Annotated in this window: 17 protein-coding genes and 1 pseudogene; 10 read left to right on the top strand and 8 right to left on the bottom strand. The window is 38.7% G+C overall.

The window, feature by feature from the left end:
• Positions 1-481: 481 nt before the first annotated feature.
• The 3 genes from BGC07_RS01355 to dsbD all read left to right on the top strand — a co-directional run bounded on the left by BGC07_RS01355 (position 482) and on the right by dsbD (position 3,215).
• Positions 482-865: a response regulator transcription factor gene (locus BGC07_RS01355; RefSeq protein WP_069311666.1), complete on the top strand. Its 384-nt coding sequence runs from the start codon at positions 482-484 to the stop codon at positions 863-865.
• A 79-nt stretch (positions 866-944) separates the two neighbouring features.
• Positions 945-1,262: a hypothetical protein gene (locus tag BGC07_RS01350; protein WP_139121574.1), complete on the top strand. Its 318-nt coding sequence runs from the start codon at positions 945-947 to the stop codon at positions 1,260-1,262.
• Positions 1,263-1,358: 96 nt separating this feature from the next.
• Positions 1,359-3,215, top strand: a complete 1,857-nt coding sequence (gene dsbD / locus BGC07_RS01345) for a protein-disulfide reductase DsbD (protein ID WP_069311664.1) — start codon at positions 1,359-1,361, stop codon at positions 3,213-3,215.
• Positions 3,216-3,233: 18 nt separating this feature from the next.
• Here dsbD and BGC07_RS01340 read toward each other — a convergent pair whose 3' ends face one another.
• Positions 3,234-3,743: an MFS transporter gene (locus BGC07_RS01340; protein ID WP_069311663.1), complete on the bottom strand. Its 510-nt coding sequence runs from the start codon at positions 3,741-3,743 to the stop codon at positions 3,234-3,236.
• Positions 3,744-3,852: 109 nt separating this feature from the next.
• Between BGC07_RS01340 and BGC07_RS01335 the strand changes: the two genes are divergently transcribed.
• The 3 genes from BGC07_RS01335 (at position 3,853) to BGC07_RS21415 (ending at position 5,903) form a co-directional block, all read left to right on the top strand.
• Positions 3,853-4,530: a LysR substrate-binding domain-containing protein gene (locus BGC07_RS01335; RefSeq protein ID WP_139121573.1), complete on the top strand. Its 678-nt coding sequence runs from the start codon at positions 3,853-3,855 to the stop codon at positions 4,528-4,530.
• Positions 4,531-5,108: 578 nt separating this feature from the next.
• Positions 5,109-5,525: a hypothetical protein gene (locus tag BGC07_RS21420; RefSeq protein WP_235602821.1), complete on the top strand. Its 417-nt coding sequence runs from the start codon at positions 5,109-5,111 to the stop codon at positions 5,523-5,525.
• A gap of 210 nt (positions 5,526-5,735) precedes the next feature.
• The gene (locus tag BGC07_RS21415; protein WP_235602820.1) at positions 5,736-5,903 is read left to right on the top strand and encodes a hypothetical protein; all 168 of its coding nucleotides are present in this window, start codon (positions 5,736-5,738) and stop codon (positions 5,901-5,903) included.
• A 173-nt stretch (positions 5,904-6,076) separates the two neighbouring features.
• Here the strand turns inward: BGC07_RS21415 and BGC07_RS24095 are convergent, their stop codons facing one another.
• Both BGC07_RS24095 and BGC07_RS24090 read right to left on the bottom strand, forming a co-directional pair.
• Positions 6,077-6,691 (bottom strand): alanine dehydrogenase, encoded by a 615-nt coding sequence (locus tag BGC07_RS24095; protein WP_268801586.1) that lies wholly within the window; start codon positions 6,689-6,691, stop codon positions 6,077-6,079.
• Positions 6,603-7,199 carry an alanine dehydrogenase gene (locus BGC07_RS24090; RefSeq protein ID WP_268801585.1) on the bottom strand — a complete coding sequence of 199 codons (597 nt, stop codon included), beginning with the start codon at positions 7,197-7,199 and terminating at the stop codon, positions 6,603-6,605. Before BGC07_RS24090 ends, BGC07_RS24095 begins: the two co-directional genes overlap by 89 nt.
• Before the next feature lie 178 nt (positions 7,200-7,377).
• Between BGC07_RS24090 and BGC07_RS01315 the strand changes: the two genes are divergently transcribed.
• From BGC07_RS01315 to BGC07_RS01300, 4 genes are all read left to right on the top strand, one after another.
• Positions 7,378-7,770 (top strand): hypothetical protein, encoded by a 393-nt coding sequence (locus BGC07_RS01315; RefSeq protein ID WP_069311661.1) that lies wholly within the window; start codon positions 7,378-7,380, stop codon positions 7,768-7,770.
• A 273-nt stretch (positions 7,771-8,043) separates the two neighbouring features.
• Positions 8,044-9,756: a cation:proton antiporter domain-containing protein gene (locus tag BGC07_RS01310; protein WP_077216687.1), complete on the top strand. Its 1,713-nt coding sequence runs from the start codon at positions 8,044-8,046 to the stop codon at positions 9,754-9,756.
• Between the two features lie 145 nt (positions 9,757-9,901).
• The gene (locus BGC07_RS01305; RefSeq protein ID WP_069311660.1) at positions 9,902-10,330 is read left to right on the top strand and encodes a universal stress protein; all 429 of its coding nucleotides are present in this window, start codon (positions 9,902-9,904) and stop codon (positions 10,328-10,330) included.
• Between the two features lie 163 nt (positions 10,331-10,493).
• Entirely contained in the window at positions 10,494-10,967 is a 474-nt protein-coding gene (locus BGC07_RS01300; protein WP_069311659.1) for a hypothetical protein, read from the top strand.
• Between the two features lie 20 nt (positions 10,968-10,987).
• Here BGC07_RS01300 and BGC07_RS01295 read toward each other — a convergent pair whose 3' ends face one another.
• From BGC07_RS01295 to BGC07_RS01280, 5 genes and pseudogenes are all read right to left on the bottom strand, one after another.
• Positions 10,988-11,326, bottom strand: coding sequence for a CBS domain-containing protein (locus tag BGC07_RS01295; RefSeq protein ID WP_201258158.1), 339 nt, complete (start codon positions 11,324-11,326; stop codon positions 10,988-10,990).
• Between the two features lie 157 nt (positions 11,327-11,483).
• Entirely contained in the window at positions 11,484-11,894 is a 411-nt protein-coding gene (locus BGC07_RS01290) for a universal stress protein (protein ID WP_139121572.1), read from the bottom strand.
• Positions 11,895-11,969: 75 nt separating this feature from the next.
• Positions 11,970-14,267: a plasma-membrane proton-efflux P-type ATPase gene (locus BGC07_RS01285; protein ID WP_069311657.1), complete on the bottom strand. Its 2,298-nt coding sequence runs from the start codon at positions 14,265-14,267 to the stop codon at positions 11,970-11,972.
• Positions 14,268-14,296: 29 nt separating this feature from the next.
• Complete coding sequence (locus BGC07_RS19160; RefSeq protein WP_077216686.1) at positions 14,297-14,416, bottom strand: cation-transporting P-type ATPase; 120 nt, start codon at positions 14,414-14,416, stop codon at positions 14,297-14,299.
• A gap of 83 nt (positions 14,417-14,499) precedes the next feature.
• Positions 14,500-15,071: pseudogene (locus tag BGC07_RS01280) on the bottom strand (poly-beta-hydroxybutyrate polymerase); the annotation flags it as partial.

Genomic DNA, 15,071 nt, shown 5'->3' with positions numbered 1-15,071 from the left:
TAGAACCACAAAGCACCTGCTAACAGAGAAGTATCTTCAATTTTTTAGTGCCACACCCAGCTTGATAAGATGCTTCTTTAAATTAAATTTTACTACGGATGGCAGTTGTTTCAATGCGGCCACTTTCTGCCTCAAAAGTGTGAAATTCCTGTTATATACAGTCAATGGGCTAGCAACACTTTTGGGACACCACCCAAATCATCGTCCGAAACCTGCTATAGCACTAGCATCAAGCTGGCCATTATGACTTTCCATATGCTTAGAGAAAACATCATATATATCTGTTTGTTGTTCTCATATTCCTTCTCTGTTTTCTTTAGTGATTCATACAAATACAGCAGCCCCCCCTAAAACCAGGCAAAAAAATTAAAAATATCAGTGAGTTATTAGAGTTTGGCCAAGACCATGCTAAAATCTCAGGGCTGATAGTTGAGGTAATAACGTATACTTAAGTAAATAATATTACTCTCGTGTTTTGTTTATGAAGATACTGATTGTTGACGATAGTGAAAATACTCTTTCTTCTATGCAAAGGCTGATTAGGTCAAAGCATAAAAGCGCTGATATCACCACATCTTTATCAGGAATAGAAGCAATTAAACACATCAATGAATCATCATTTGATATTGTTTTTTCGGACCTTAACATGGGCCAAGTAAACGGTGATTCGGTTGTAAAACATGTTCGTACTCAACAGCCTAACGCGTTGATCGTCATGCTGACCGGGCATATTAAAGATAGCCGTATTGCTTCAGTCATTGCCGATAATGATATTGATTATTTAGTAGAAAAAGGCAGTCCTAAAGAGCGAATACTTAATATTCTCAAGGAAGTCTCACTGCTAGAAGGGCGACAACGGTTCTAAACAAATCTACCAGCTTGCACACGTTGACAGCTGCCACTCCCCCCTTTATATTTCTACCAGTATCTATAAAATTAGGGTGATGATGTCCAAAAAATTTAATGTATTGTTTTTGATTTCAATACTGTCTGTGGTCACGATTAATGTTGTATTTTTCATGGAGCAGGGCCTCTCTGCATCACCCACCCCCACCAATGTCTCAACACTAGAAAGCTGCTCGAGCAATGTGTTTAAAGTGTCGGGGCAAAAAACAACAAGCGGTTATCATGATATCAAGATGAGCGAGACCTTATCGATGGCTGACATAAGTTACGCTATTTTCATTGGTACCATGCTTTATTTTCTTCTCCAGCTCCGTCGTTTTACCATCGTCGATGCTATTTTTAAGCCTCCGCAATAATTACTAAAATTAATTATGAAATACTCACGCAATACACATTTGTTTGAAAGCTAACTATCGTCTTTTTATATAGATTAATATAATAGAGCAATATATATGAAAATTTACGTTATTAATTTACAATCTCTCTATCGATTCAGCATTACACTGTTACTGTTCATCATTATGAATACCGTCGTAGTCAATGCTGCTGATAACACTCACCTTTTCTCCTTTCCTAGTAGTAATACTCAAGATTTTAATGTTACTGTCACTCAGCAAAGAGGTGCGGTAGAGATTCTTAATGTTCATTGGGATATCGCGCCTGGCTTGCAACTTTACAGAAACAAAATTCACTTTTCGATTAATCCCGACACCGTTAAATTTGGCCCAATTGACATGCCTTTAGGTAGTTATAATAACGATAGCGTATTAGGCAACTACCAAGTCTATCAACACACCGTTGATATACAGATTCCAGTACATAACCCACAAGGTTTGCCTTATAGCTTAACAGTAGAATATCAAGGCTGTCAGCCTGGTCGCTATTGTTACCCCCCTCAAATCAAAACATTTCAATTTAACTCCCAAGCAGCTGCTAAAATAATAACTCAGCCAACAACGGATCTAACGTCCCCGAACTCTCTGAATAACCAGCCTCAGATGACAAGTGGCTTTTTCACAGCGCCAAGCTTAAATACAATTAGTGCATTGTTTTCTGAACATAACTTTGGCTTAATTCTTTTAAGCTTTTTTGGCTTTGGCATCCTTCTTTCTTTAACTCCCTGCATTTTACCCATGCTGCCTATATTGATGGGAATAATCTTAGGCCAAAAGAATAATACAACGAGAAACGCCTTCTTTTTATCCTTATCCTACGTCTTAGGTGTTGCTGTCAGTTATGCCATTGCTGGCGTCGTCGCTGCAAGCCTCGGCCAATCTTTACAAGCGATGTTACAAAACCCTTGGGTCATTAGCGTATTTAGCTTAGTTTTTATTTTACTTGCTCTCTCATTATTTGGTGCTTATGACTTACAAGTACCTGCTGTTATCCGCAACCGCTTGCATAATACCAACCAAAAGATCAAAGGGGGTTCTTATTTGAGCGCAGCAATGATGGGGGTTGTATCAAGCTTAGTCGCCTCGCCCTGTCTAACAGCCCCTCTCGCTGGTGCCTTAATTTACTTAAGTAGTACAGGTAATCAATTGCTTGGCGGCAGCGCATTATTTGCTTTAGGACTTGGCCTAGGTGTTCCAATGCTTATCCTTGGAGCATCCGGAGGTAAACTCATGCTTAAAGCAGGCAGCTGGATGAATCAAATTAAAACGCTACTGGGCTTAATTTTAATTGCTATGGCGATCTGGATGATCTCCCGAATTCTTTCTAATGCAGTGATGTCGCTCATTTGGGGGCTTTTCCTTGTGATCTCTCCCATTGCTTTAGGCACGCTTGAAGCTGCGCACACACTTTGGCAGCGCCTTATAAAGGCACTAGGCGTCATCGTTATTATACTAGGTGCAGGGTTAATGTTAAAAACACTATTGCCAAAAAATGAATTAAGCCTAAACCAAGATTATTCTATAACAAAAGTAAATCAACAACCTCATTATGATCTATTTACAACCGTGTATACAAAAGAACAACTTAACTCTGCCCTAGCACAAGCTAAAAATGAGAGTAAGCCTGTTATGCTCGATTACTATGCAGACTGGTGTACTGCCTGCAAAGAACTTGGTGCAACAACATTCAGCGATCCTCAAGTGATTGAAGCTCTGAAAGGCTTTGTGCTTATTCGTGCTGATATTACAAAAAATGATGAGCAAGCGAGGCAATTACAACACGTCTTTCATGTTTTTGGGCCGCCAACTCTCCAGTTCTTCAACGCAAAAGGACATGCAGTGCAACATGCTGAGTCAATTGGCTATATCTCTGCTAAAAATCTGATAACAAAAATTAATCAAGTAAAAAAGTAATGGTGGGAAGAAGGAGCGTTAGCTCCGTCCCATATCTGTATCTTGTCCATAGCGCTTTATTTTCACACGTGGAGAAACAAACACGACCAGTGTTGCACTGGCTCCTAAAACAATCAAAGTCATTGCTAGTGGAATTGTACTTGTCACTTTCCATTCTAAAACAATCGTTGAAACAATAAATGCAAAGATAAATTCACAAAAGCCAAACAGCGCGGACGCAGTACCAGCCATCTCAGGAAATGGCTCAATAGCCCCCCCCGCTCCGCCTCCCATTAACATTGCACCACCAATTGCCATCACAAGCATTGGCGCAAAAAATGACATGACGGTTAAACCAAACATTAAATACCAAACGAGCATTGCAATCCCTGCTAAGGTGGCTAATATAGCACCAATTAATACTGTAGAGTATGTCCCTATTTTTTTTTGCTGAATATCCGCTAATAAGGCTACCAATAAAAAAACAATGCCAATTACAGCAAAATAAAACCCAAAGTGTTCGACTGGAACCTTTAATAAGGTAATCAAAACATATGAAGATACTGAGAAAAAAGTAAGAAAACAAGCAAAGCCACATGATATCAATGGATTAATATTAAATTATTAACGATTGTAATTATTGACAGTTTTAAATACAATGCTATTTTTATTAAATATCTTTTGCAATTCACGCAAAATAGCTAAATTAGAGTCTCAATTAGGGACACAATTATTTAACCGAAATACTCGCACCGTCGTCGTTACCGAAGCAGGCAGTCTCTTTTATGAGCAAAGCCTAGAATGGTTACAGACATTTAATTCAACAAAAGCACAACTTAAAAGCTTAAATCATGATGTGATCGGCACAATAAAAATCGGGCTGCCTCGTTCTATCAGTGAGCTTTATCTCAGCACCATGCTGCATCAATTCATTCATGATTACCCCGATGTTCACGTGCATATTCAAAACGGCAATCACTTACTGGATTTACTTGAACAAGAGCTGGATTTAGTCCTTCATTTTGGCGATTTACCTGATTCTAATTATCATTTTAAAAAGTTAGGCTATTGGCATAAAATCACTTGTGCCGCTCCTGATTATTTAAATAAATATGGCATACCAGAAACACCTAATGCACTTACTGATCATCGTTGCTTAGATCATTATCATAACCACAATCGTACATGGCGTTATCAACATGAAGATCAAAAAATTTGGACACCGATCCGCAGTCAAATCAGAAGTGATAGTAGTCTTGATTTAAAAAAACCTCGCCATTTCTGGATTAGGCATTGTTTATTTACCAAGTTTTACTGTTATTCAGGCAATCAATGATAAACAGTTAGTTAATATATTAAGCTCTTATCAAGTTAAGCCATTGCCTGCTTATGCTGTATTTCCATATCGAAAATTTAATAATAAAAAATAACCTGCTTTATCGAATTTTTAATGAAAAAACTAGAATTAAATTAGAGCTTGGAGCAACCACCAGTGGCTCCTTAATTGCAGTAAAGAGTGTGAATTCTTATTACTTCTAGCCCCCCTGGAATCCCGCATGACATCTAGCAAAAATCATATACTTCTCAGAATCAAAAACAATTTAGACAACTTACTATCGCTAGCTATGCTTTCTTGTTTATTTTTCATTTATTAATCTGCGATTAAGATAATGGTATAATTTAAAGGTAAAGCTCTGCTTCCTTACTGTCGATAACAATATATAGTTGACATATAATACTTCGTGTTAAAATTTATGAGCGTACTCTCAAGCTTACTGTTGATTGCTGTTTTAGTGCTTATCTTAAGTAGTCTGATTGTATTCTCGTATGCTCAGGCATTTACAACAACACTGTTAACTTTAATTATCATCGCAGTTGTTTTTTTACTTACCTTTATTTTTCTTTATCAAATACATGAGTCAACTGCAATATAATACAGAGCTGAAAAAGCGCAATGAAAACATCAAATCATTCCTTCGAGCTTTAGATAAGTACAGGATAGCCTTTGAGGATGCTCGATTTTATAAAAAAACAACAAAAAAGAAAAAGACAGCAGCATCGCCCAAACATCATCATACTCCAACTCGTCCTGAAGAAATAGGTTCTGATAAAACAGTGGCTCGCGAACAATTTTATATGCGTGCATGCAACACCTATCAGAATCGTCGCTATAAACTCGAAAGTTCTCGCCTTGACCTCGATCGGATCTATCGAAAGCTGATTGGTTTTTACGGTGTCGAGCATAAGCGTATAGAAAAAAAGTTTAGCGCAATTAAGAAAAATAGAAGCAAACTGGAAAAACTGGTATGGCCAATGGCTAAACAGCATTAACCCCTATACTCGGTTTCATTTAGATAATGTTGACTTAGAAAAAGCGAAAACCATTATCAATGATCAAAATGCTCACAGTGAAGATACTCAAAACCTGGTGTCAAAAAAATTTTTGGTATGGTGATTGCATCACTTAAAAAAAGATTTACAGCGAATACTTGATAGTTAGACATTATGCGCCCCAGCCATAGCCATGCCCTTAGTGCATTAATGAAATTGCTGATCGTTCTAGTTCTTATCGTCTTATTGTTTAATCCAGCAGTATCCTGGCAAGCGGCACTTGCATTTTTGGTCATTATTGTCTTTTTTATTGGGCTTATTATCGTCACCTATGAAAATTTTGAACAAGGTATGCGTAAGCAGCTCGCTAAAAAATGAAGATGACGCCCTACTTGGTATCGAAGAAAAAATACGGATACAGCAAAAGAATTAAAATTAGAGAATGACAAAGAAGGAAAAAAGACAAACCTACGGATAAAAAATAAGTCACTCGAGTTACAAAACAACTGAGTGACTTATTAAGCTTAATCAATAATCAATTTATAAAGTTTCTACCAATTTGCCAAAATATCTTTTGGGTCAGTAAAGCTCTTGTTTAATGCTTTAGCCACTTGAGGGTAAGTAATTTGCCCTTTATGGATATTCAGCCCATTAAGCAGGTTAGGATCATTTTCTAACGCTTGCTTCGCGCCTTGATTTGCCAGTTGAAGAGCAAATGGCAATGTCGCATTGTTAAGTGCGATGGTTGATGTATATGGCGCTGCGCCTGGCATATTTGCAACACAATAGTGAACAACCCCATCAACACTATAGATCGGGTCTGAGTGTGTTGTCGGACGACTTGTTTCAAAACAACCGCCTTGATCAATTGCAACATCAACCATCACGGTTCCTTTGCGCATTTTTGGTAACATATCACGCGTAATCAACTTAGGTGCCTCAGCTCCTGGAACGAGAACGGCTCCAACTATTAGATCGGCATCTAGTGCGTATTGCTCTATCGTCTCTTGTGTCGCATAAATAGTACTAACTTGCGAGCCAAATTGAGCATCAAGCTCACGTAGGCGATGTAGAGATTTATCTAAAACAGTGACATTTGCGCCCATACCAACAGCCATTTGCAGTGCATTGGTCCCAACAACGTCCCCCCCCAATAACAACCACATTAGCAGGCGCAACGCCCGGAACTCCGCCCAGTAACAAGCCACGGCCACCTTGCGCTTTTTCTAAGCAATGTGCACCCGCTTGAATAGACATACGACCTGCCACCTCACTCATTGGAGAAAGTAGTGGCAATTGCCCACGTGCATCGGTCACCGTCTCATAAGCGATTGCCGTACAGCCTGAACGCTGTAATAGCTCAGTTTGCTTTGGATCTGGGGCTAAATGTAAGTAAGTGAAGAGAACTTGACCTTCTCGGAGCATCTCACACTCTTGTGGTTGCGGCTCTTTAACTTTAATAATCATTTCAGCGCTATCAAAGACATCTTTTGCTGAACCGACAATCTCAGCACCAACACTGCGATAGTCTTCATCGCTCATGCCAACGCCCTCACCCGCAGAGCTTTCAACAATCACCTGATGGCCATGAGCTAAAAGCTCACGAACGCTTGCAGGAGTGAGCCCTACACGATACTCATGGTTCTTAATTTCTTTAGGAATGCCAATTAACATGTAATGCCCCTTCTTCTTAATACTGACTGTAATTTTAGTTCAGCTTATCTTAACCTTTTTACCCAAGAGTGCAATCTTGCAATGCAGTATCTTTTGATAATGGTATAATTCACTAATTATCATCAAACCACTCAAGTTTAATTAACTAGGGCCGCCAAAGTAATATATGGGGCTAAATATGGTTCAATATACCGTCATGCAAACTGTCTATCTATTAGACTCTTTTAGTGAGCCAGTTCCACTCAATGACAGAAAAAAGTCACTCTGGCCCGAGAAAATAAGTCTGTGTATGCGTGAATCTGAACAATGGATAGTCGGCTATGACACGATTGAGCATATGGATGTCATTACGGTATTCACTTTTTCTTCACATCCACTCTCAAATGGTTTTAATCCACCCAACCTGCCTTTGCTTTATAGCACCTTTATGGCCCTAACAGGAGCCGACAGCCATTTCCACCTAGAAAGCTATGAAGATGTTTCAGCGGCAACTCAAGGCCATGAGAAGTGGTTACTTCAATTACAGGCTGGAGAGCTGACACTTAGCCATTTAAGCAACATTAATGAGTAACTCACTAAATCACTGACGATTTTTTTGAAATAAGACCATTCTGACAGGGCTCAAGTCTTTTCTTCTAAGGCAAGGCATCGACAGAACTGATACTCATTACCAAAACCCGGCTTCTTCATAATTATATTTAAACAAAAATGGGTTTACTTTAACTTGAGACTGACACTTATCGCCAATTGTTAATGTAACACAGTACAAAAAAGTGTTGGATTTCTTCACAAATATTGAGTACCACGTATACTTATAGTTCGACCAAGCAGGAATATTTAACGTATGGACCAAGCGATTACAGAAAGTCATCAGGTGATTAATATCATCTCAAGCATATTGCTCTTTTTTGCAGTTGCAGGGTTAATTGTTCCGTTGCTACAGAAAATAAAAATATCTTCTGTCCTTGGTTACTTGCTTTGTGGAGTTGTCGTTGGTCCATTTGGCTTAGCTGTTTTTGCTGATGCATATCCTTGGGTCTCTTATATCACTATTGAGAAGTCTGGAACAGTTCATCTGCTTGGGGAGTTGGGCATTGTTGCGCTTATGTTTATGATAGGATTAGAGCTTTCATTTGACCGACTCAAAGAACTACGTCGCTATATTTTTGGCTTAGGCACAGCGCAAATCTTGTTGACCGCCGTATTGATTTTTTCAGTTGCGCTCTTATTTGGCAACTCTTTACAAAGCTCAGTCTTGCTAGGTGCATCACTTGCACTTTCATCAACAGCAATCGTAATGAAATTACTCGAAGAGCGAAAACTATCCAGTCGCCCAATCGGAATTTTATGCTTTTCTATCCTACTCATGCAAGACCTTGCGGTTGTTCCTATTTTAGTGCTTACTTCTTCTTTTAACGAAGGTGGCGAAGGCAATATCTTTATTGCTCTAAGCACCTCCCTAATAATCGGAATATGTACTGTTATTTTGATTTTTTGGTTAGGGAAAAAAGTTTTAACGCCTCTACTGCGCTCTGTGAGTTTTTCAACCTCTCCTGAATGGCTCGCCTCATTTGTTGTCTTTATTGTTATTGCTTGCTCTACACTGACCTATATCGTTGGTCTATCGCTTGCACTTGGTGCCTTTATTGCGGGTTTGCTCATTGCTGAAACAGAGTTTCGGCATGAAGTCGAAGTCATTATTAACCCCCTCAAAGGGTTATTATTAGGTATCTTCTTTTTATCTATTGGCATGATGGTGAACCTTGAGGAAGTTTTCCGTCACCCCATGTTATTATTACTCGCTGTCGCTGGGATTTATATTCTTAAGTCCGCAACCATGCTATTGCTCGCTCTAGCCTTTAAAGTTCCTGGCCGTCAAGCTGCAGAGTCAGCCGTATACCTTGCTCAGCCAGGAGAGTTCGCTCTGATGATTTTTGGCGTTGCCATGAGCACACAGCTCATGCCTACAGATGATGTGCAATTCTTTCTTCTCGTCACTGTTATCGCAATGATGTTTAGCCCACTGCTATTTAAATTGGCTCCGCTTGCAGGGCAATGTGGCCACTATTTTTTTAACAAACCTGAAGCCGCTCATTCCCCGTCCTTGATCATGAATGAGAATACAATTATCATCGCGGGCTTCGGCCGTGTCGGGCAGCTCATTGCCAAAGTATTAGAAGAGCAACATATCGCATACATAGCTTTCGATTATAACGGTGAACGCGTTCAAAAACTTAAAAAACAAAACTTCCCTATCATTTATGGTGATGCTCGCAAAAAGCAACTCTGGCAACAACTTATTGGCGAACATATTAGCGCTGCAGTCATTGCTATTGATGACCACTATGCATCACAACATGTCTTAAAGTCACTAAGAGCGCAATTTCCCTTATTACCTGTTATTGTTAGATCTGAAGATACGCATGATCTCAATATACTCTATGATGAAGGTGCCAATCATGTTGTTGCAGAAACACTAGAATCGAGCTTACGCATTGCCCAGCTTGTCATAGAACAATTAGGTACACAACCTGACGAAGCACAAAAATCTTATTGAAAAAATCAGAGCCCAAAATGAACAAACTTAAGTTAATACTTAGCACATTTTGATGTAAATCAATTTAATTGCAAATAAATTTGTTATCCTTATCAGTAAGGTCAAATATGAAATATATTCAAAAATTAACAAGGTGGTGAATGCTATGACAAAGAAATACCAACACATCCTATTTGCAACTGATTTAAATGACAAAAACCTAGCTCCCATTGAAAATGCGCAACAAATTGCCAAGTCATTTGATGCAAAATTTAGTTTACTGCACGTTATTCGTACTATGGCAACCACTTATGGCTACATAGGGGATTACAATCTTGAAAAACAATTAGTTGAACAAGCTAACAATGCTATGAAAAAGTTAGGCGCTCAATTTGATATTGACCAAAAAGATTTACATATAGTCCAGGGTTACCCAAAAGAAGATATAATAAGATTCTCTGATGAGAATGATGTTGATCTTATCATTCTAAATGGCCATAGCCATAACTTTATAGGGGCCTTGGGCTCTACAGCCAACTCCGTTGCCAATAGAGCAACATGCGACATACTTATTCTAGCTGAGGGTAAAAAATAGCAAGCGGGCACATGCTCCGCCTGCTTTACTTTCTCAAACTAATTTTACAATATTTGATATATATCAATAAAAGTTAAAATGTAATAAAAAATAGACTTTATTGTTATTTAATAATAAACCAGACTACATTTAAGATAATAAATATTTTCAGGGACGATAAACTATGCATTATCTATTTTTCAAAAAAACCATATTACTTGTATGGGCTATTTGGTGGACGGTTGTTTTTTTGAATGATTTTTTTGCAGGATTGCAAGAAATGGGCTGGATTTTTATCCATTGGATCAATGATATGAACTATCCAAGCATTACCGTTGCACTGAGTAAATTTAATGCTCCTAACTGGTTATCCTTTAGCTTGTATCTAATTATTGTCGCTTGGTCACTCGTTAACGCTAGTTTATTTTGGCGTGCCTTCCTCACTAAAGTGCGTGACTATGAGCTATGGCTAAAGCATGTCTCTTATGCCTTTATTGCAAGCTTGGTGCTATGGTTTTGCTTTATTGTTATTGATCAAATTGTTGTTCAAGCTCATTTTAGCTTTGAGGGCATCCATATGGTTCAAGCCATGTTACAACTCGTTTGTTTTTTTTGCTTTTTTCATTTTACCACGTCCTCAACTTTCTCAGTAAATTAACAGCAGCATGGCACTTTTACTTATAAAGCTTTAAAGTCAATAAGAGTGCCATCATCTGCATCGCGCAGCTCTTCCATAAAGCGTCTTAATAAATCTTTCCAGCTTACAATACCACACAATTTATTCTTTTCATCAATAACCGGCAAACAAGAAATACTATGTTTTAAAATTAATTGAATAGCTTCGAAAATTGAAGCAGTTTCAAGAACACAAATAGGCTGTCTTGACATAATTTGGTGAGCCCTCTTTTTGGTCGTCGCAATATCTCTATTTAACTCAGCAGCGGTTCCAACATAAGGACTAATTTCTTTTAAAACATCTCGATCAGAAATCACGCCAACAATCTTGCTTTTTTCCATCACCACTAAATGACTAATCTTCATTTTTTTTCAAAAAAGCCATAAACTTTTTCTAAAGAAGCATCCATATTCGCCGTAATCACCGGTGTGTTCATCACTTCAGCAACAGTTCTCTTTTCTTTCATAACATATCTCTCAGCTAACGATTACGACCTTTTCACGAACCCTCTTTGCCATAAGGCAATAACCAAACAGGGCATGGTGCCTGATTCACAAGAGCATACCCCACAGAACCTAGCCGATCAAACCCACTATGACAGTGCGCATTAATAAAGAGCAGATCAATGTCGTGCTCATTAATAAACTCTAATACCACTTTTCTTGCATCACCTTCCTCGATTAAATAATTTCTGATATGGCTAAACGAAGCAAGTTCCGAAAGTTTACAGTAGGCAAGATGCTCTTCTTCTTGGTAAAAAACTTTCGACAAAAATTTTCTATTCTCAATAACATAAAGTGCTGTTAGATCTTCTATGCCTAGACACTGGGCAACATGTACGGCTTGATCTGCAGCACTAAAAGATTTCCACCTTAAATCTGTTGCAAATAGCGCTTTTTTGTAATTCATAATAGTGCTTATTTTTAAATGTACTACTAAATTAATAGCAAAGCTCACGCTTCACAGCACTTAGAATCTCAAGCATCAAGTCACAATCTCTTTCAATCCATTGTTTTTTATAAAGTCAAGTTGGCATAATTTATAGATTAATATCTTAACAACCGCTGTGACGACAAACCAAACTAAAATATACATCCAGCTATACAGTGCATACACCCAGCCAATTCCCACAAAGTCATTTGACCCTAACCCATAGACAGAAATTAATGTCCCGACCATCAATGAAAATAATGTTGCACAACAAAACTTCCATTCTGGTAACGGTCGGCTCCAAGGCATCGCTTCATTGCGTGTTAAGTAAATCGTTAAATTACCACCACACAATATTCCCATAAATGCGATAGTATTTAGATAAAGCTGCTTAGACTGAGAGGCTAAGTTAGCAAACCAATAGTGATCAGCAAGCCAATATAAGCCAAATGTTGAGACGACACCGACCAATGCTAAACCCACAGCCAATATAAACACTTCTTTCATTTTCCATATCCCTGGGCTTACTGAAGCCTTCGTATTATCATAGGCAATCATCATAATAGGAATATCATTCAAAAGTGCGATTAAAATAATCATCACAGCACTTAAGGGGTGAGTATTATAAGCAAGAATGGCGCAGAGTAAAAATAGCAATAAGCGCACAGTTTCACTAATTCGATACACCGCATAACTTTTCAGACGCTCAAAAATCTTTCTTGACTCATCAATCGCATGAGTAATTACAGACAATCCAGGCTCTGTTAATACTAAGTCAGCCGCTGCTCGCGCCGCATCAGTCGCACCACTGACAGCAATGCCTATATTCGCTTGTTTAATTGCAGGCGCATCATTCACGCCATCTCCGGTCATACCAACGATATGCTTATTTTCCTGAAGTGTTTTCACAATCTCAAACTTATCTTCTGGCAACACTTCTGCAAAGCCATCCACTGACTCTATATTTATTCCCTTGCTCTCACCTCTAGCATGAATCACTTGACCCACAGGAACAATATGACTGCCAACCTTAAGATTTCGTGCAAGCTCTTGAGCAATTGCGCTGTGGTCACCCGTCACCATTTTTACATCAACACCATGTGCCTGAATCGCATGTAATGTTTCTTGGGTATCCTCTCTTGGAGGATCAAATAATGAAATAAGCCCAACCAAGTTATACTGTTCTAAAGAAGCATCAGAGATTGCGACAGCAAGCGCACGATAACCTCGCCCAGCAAGATCTGAGACCGTCTGTTCGGCATTCTCCATACTCTCATTACGGCATAAAGCAAAAACGACTTGAGGAGCTCCTTTTATAATTTTATAGCGCCCTTCTTTACTCTTAATCACAGACTCTGCTTTTTTGCTAACTGGGTTAAATGGCGTATATGCTTCAATATCTACACCGTCAATTTTCTGCTTATCCAGTTGTTTTTCGTAAGCAAATAAAGTTTCATCAATTGCATCATGACTATGAGGATTCGATGCGAAGCAAGCATAGTTTATTACATCTGAGTGATCATGGTCGTTATAGCAAAAGACATCGCCTATCGTTAATTTATTTTGGGTTAATGTCCCTGTTTTGTCTGAACACAGTACATCCATAGTCGCAAGCTCTTCAATCGAACTTAATTTTGCAACAATTGCTTTGAATTTGGCTAAGCGTTTAGCACCTATGGCAAGCGTTACAGACATTACCGCTGGCAAAGCCACAGGAATCCCGGCAATAACGAGAACCAGCATAAAGATAATGTTATCAGAAAGTGTATTTACTGCTCCAGAGTGAAAACTCGAATATAGATCATACAAAAATACGATGCCGCAAATAATCAAAGTAAATGTAATTAAAAATCGTCCCATTTTTAAAATACTTTGCTGCAATTCTGAGGGCGTATGACTTTCAGCAATCAATGCCGCTGTCTTACCAAAAAAGGTACTCATACCCGTTTTTTCGACAATACCAACCATCTCCCCTTGTTTAATCACTGTTCCCGAGTAAACGGTATCTCCCAAAGAACGAGTGACCGGTAAAGATTCACCAGTTAATGCGGCTTGATCAATCGACAAATAATCACCAGAGAGTAATTTAATATCTGCCGGAATAATATTTCCAAGCTTGATCGTCACTAGATCACCAGGCACAAGTTTTATTGCAGGAATATCTTGCCACCTGCCATCTCGCTTCACATACGCCTGTAGAGCTAATTTATTTTTTAATGCAGAAATTGCACTATCAGCCTTAAACTCTTGCACTAGCTCTAACACTGAGTTGATAATGAGTAATGCCATAATCATGATAAAATCAGGCCAGCGCTCAAGAAATAACGAGAGCAGTGCTGCAATTTCAATCATCCAGGGGATAGGCCCCCACAACAGCTTGACTATTTTTTTTGAAAAAATGATGCTTTCTTCTCATCAAGGACATTATCGCCATACTCTGCCAAACGCTTTTGTGCTTCGACCTGTGTCAGCCCAATTAACTGATTCTTTTCATTCATCATAGGATTTGCCTGTTCTAAGCCTTTATGAAGAAATTTTATCCTACAGTAGTTATGAGCACTGGATCTTTGATATAAATCAATAACTAAGAGACAAGCACATAGTTTCCTGGGGCATCCATTAAAGGTGGATACTGAGCACTTCCTAGGCGTTCAATGCTTCCACTTTGCTCTAAGCTTGAATGATCAGCTAACCATTGGTGCCAATGCGGCCACCAAGATCCTTCATATCGTGTTGCCTGTTTCAACCAGTTTTCGGGGGATAAATAAGTCTGGTTTCTGAGTGTTTTTTTGCTAAAAAAATAACGACGAGGGTGACCTGGTTCGCTGACAATCCCTGCATTATGCCCACCACTCGTTAAAATAAAATCGACCTCAACATCCGTGAATAAATGCGCCTTATAAACAGATTGCCAAGGAGACACATGGTCCTTTTGTGTACCGACAATAAATAATGGCACACGAATATCTTTTAACGAAATAACTTTATTCGTTATTTTAAAATGGCCTTCAGCAAATTCATTTTTTAAATACAATTTAGTCAAGTAATCTTTATGCATTTGCAAAGGCAAACGTGTTGTATCATTGTTCCAAGCCATCAAATCATTTTCAGTCTGCTCTTTCCCTAATAAGTAAGCATGCTGCATACGCGACCAAA

The organism is Piscirickettsia litoralis, assembly GCF_001720395.1.
GTDB lineage: Bacteria > Pseudomonadota > Gammaproteobacteria > Piscirickettsiales > Piscirickettsiaceae > Piscirickettsia > Piscirickettsia litoralis.
The sequence above is the reverse complement of the archived record's forward strand: the minus strand, read 5'-3'. Positions and strand labels throughout refer to the sequence as shown.

Bases quoted from the DNA above. Each gene is read 5' to 3' on its own strand.
- BGC07_RS21420 (WP_235602821.1), top strand. From the start codon at position 5,109: ATGAGTCAACTGCAATATAATACAGAGCTGAAAAAGCGCAATGAAAAC.
- BGC07_RS01295 (WP_201258158.1), bottom strand. From the start codon at position 11,326: ATGGAAAAAAGCAAGATTGTTGGCGTGATTTCTGATCGAGATGTTTTA.
- BGC07_RS01290 (WP_139121572.1), bottom strand. From the start codon at position 11,894: ATGAATTACAAAAAAGCGCTATTTGCAACAGATTTAAGGTGGAAATCT.
- BGC07_RS21415 (WP_235602820.1), top strand. From the start codon at position 5,736: ATGAAATTGCTGATCGTTCTAGTTCTTATCGTCTTATTGTTTAATCCA.
- BGC07_RS01350 (WP_139121574.1), top strand. From the start codon at position 945: ATGATGTCCAAAAAATTTAATGTATTGTTTTTGATTTCAATACTGTCT.
- dsbD (WP_069311664.1), top strand. From the start codon at position 1,359: ATGAAAATTTACGTTATTAATTTACAATCTCTCTATCGATTCAGCATT.
- BGC07_RS19160 (WP_077216686.1), bottom strand. From the start codon at position 14,416: ATGATGAATGAAAAGAATCAGTTAATTGGGCTGACACAGGTCGAAGCA.
- BGC07_RS01305 (WP_069311660.1), top strand. From the start codon at position 9,902: ATGACAAAGAAATACCAACACATCCTATTTGCAACTGATTTAAATGAC.
- BGC07_RS01285 (WP_069311657.1), bottom strand. From the start codon at position 14,267: ATGATTGAAATTGCAGCACTGCTCTCGTTATTTCTTGAGCGCTGGCCT.
- BGC07_RS24095 (WP_268801586.1), bottom strand. From the start codon at position 6,691: ATGTGGTTGTTATTGGGGGGGGACGTTGTTGGGACCAATGCACTGCAA.
- BGC07_RS01355 (WP_069311666.1), top strand. From the start codon at position 482: ATGAAGATACTGATTGTTGACGATAGTGAAAATACTCTTTCTTCTATG.
- BGC07_RS01310 (WP_077216687.1), top strand. From the start codon at position 8,044: ATGGACCAAGCGATTACAGAAAGTCATCAGGTGATTAATATCATCTCA.
- BGC07_RS01335 (WP_139121573.1), top strand. From the start codon at position 3,853: ATGCTATTTTTATTAAATATCTTTTGCAATTCACGCAAAATAGCTAAA.
- BGC07_RS01300 (WP_069311659.1), top strand. From the start codon at position 10,494: ATGCATTATCTATTTTTCAAAAAAACCATATTACTTGTATGGGCTATT.
- BGC07_RS24090 (WP_268801585.1), bottom strand. From the start codon at position 7,199: ATGTTAATTGGCATTCCTAAAGAAATTAAGAACCATGAGTATCGTGTA.
- BGC07_RS01315 (WP_069311661.1), top strand. From the start codon at position 7,378: ATGGTTCAATATACCGTCATGCAAACTGTCTATCTATTAGACTCTTTT.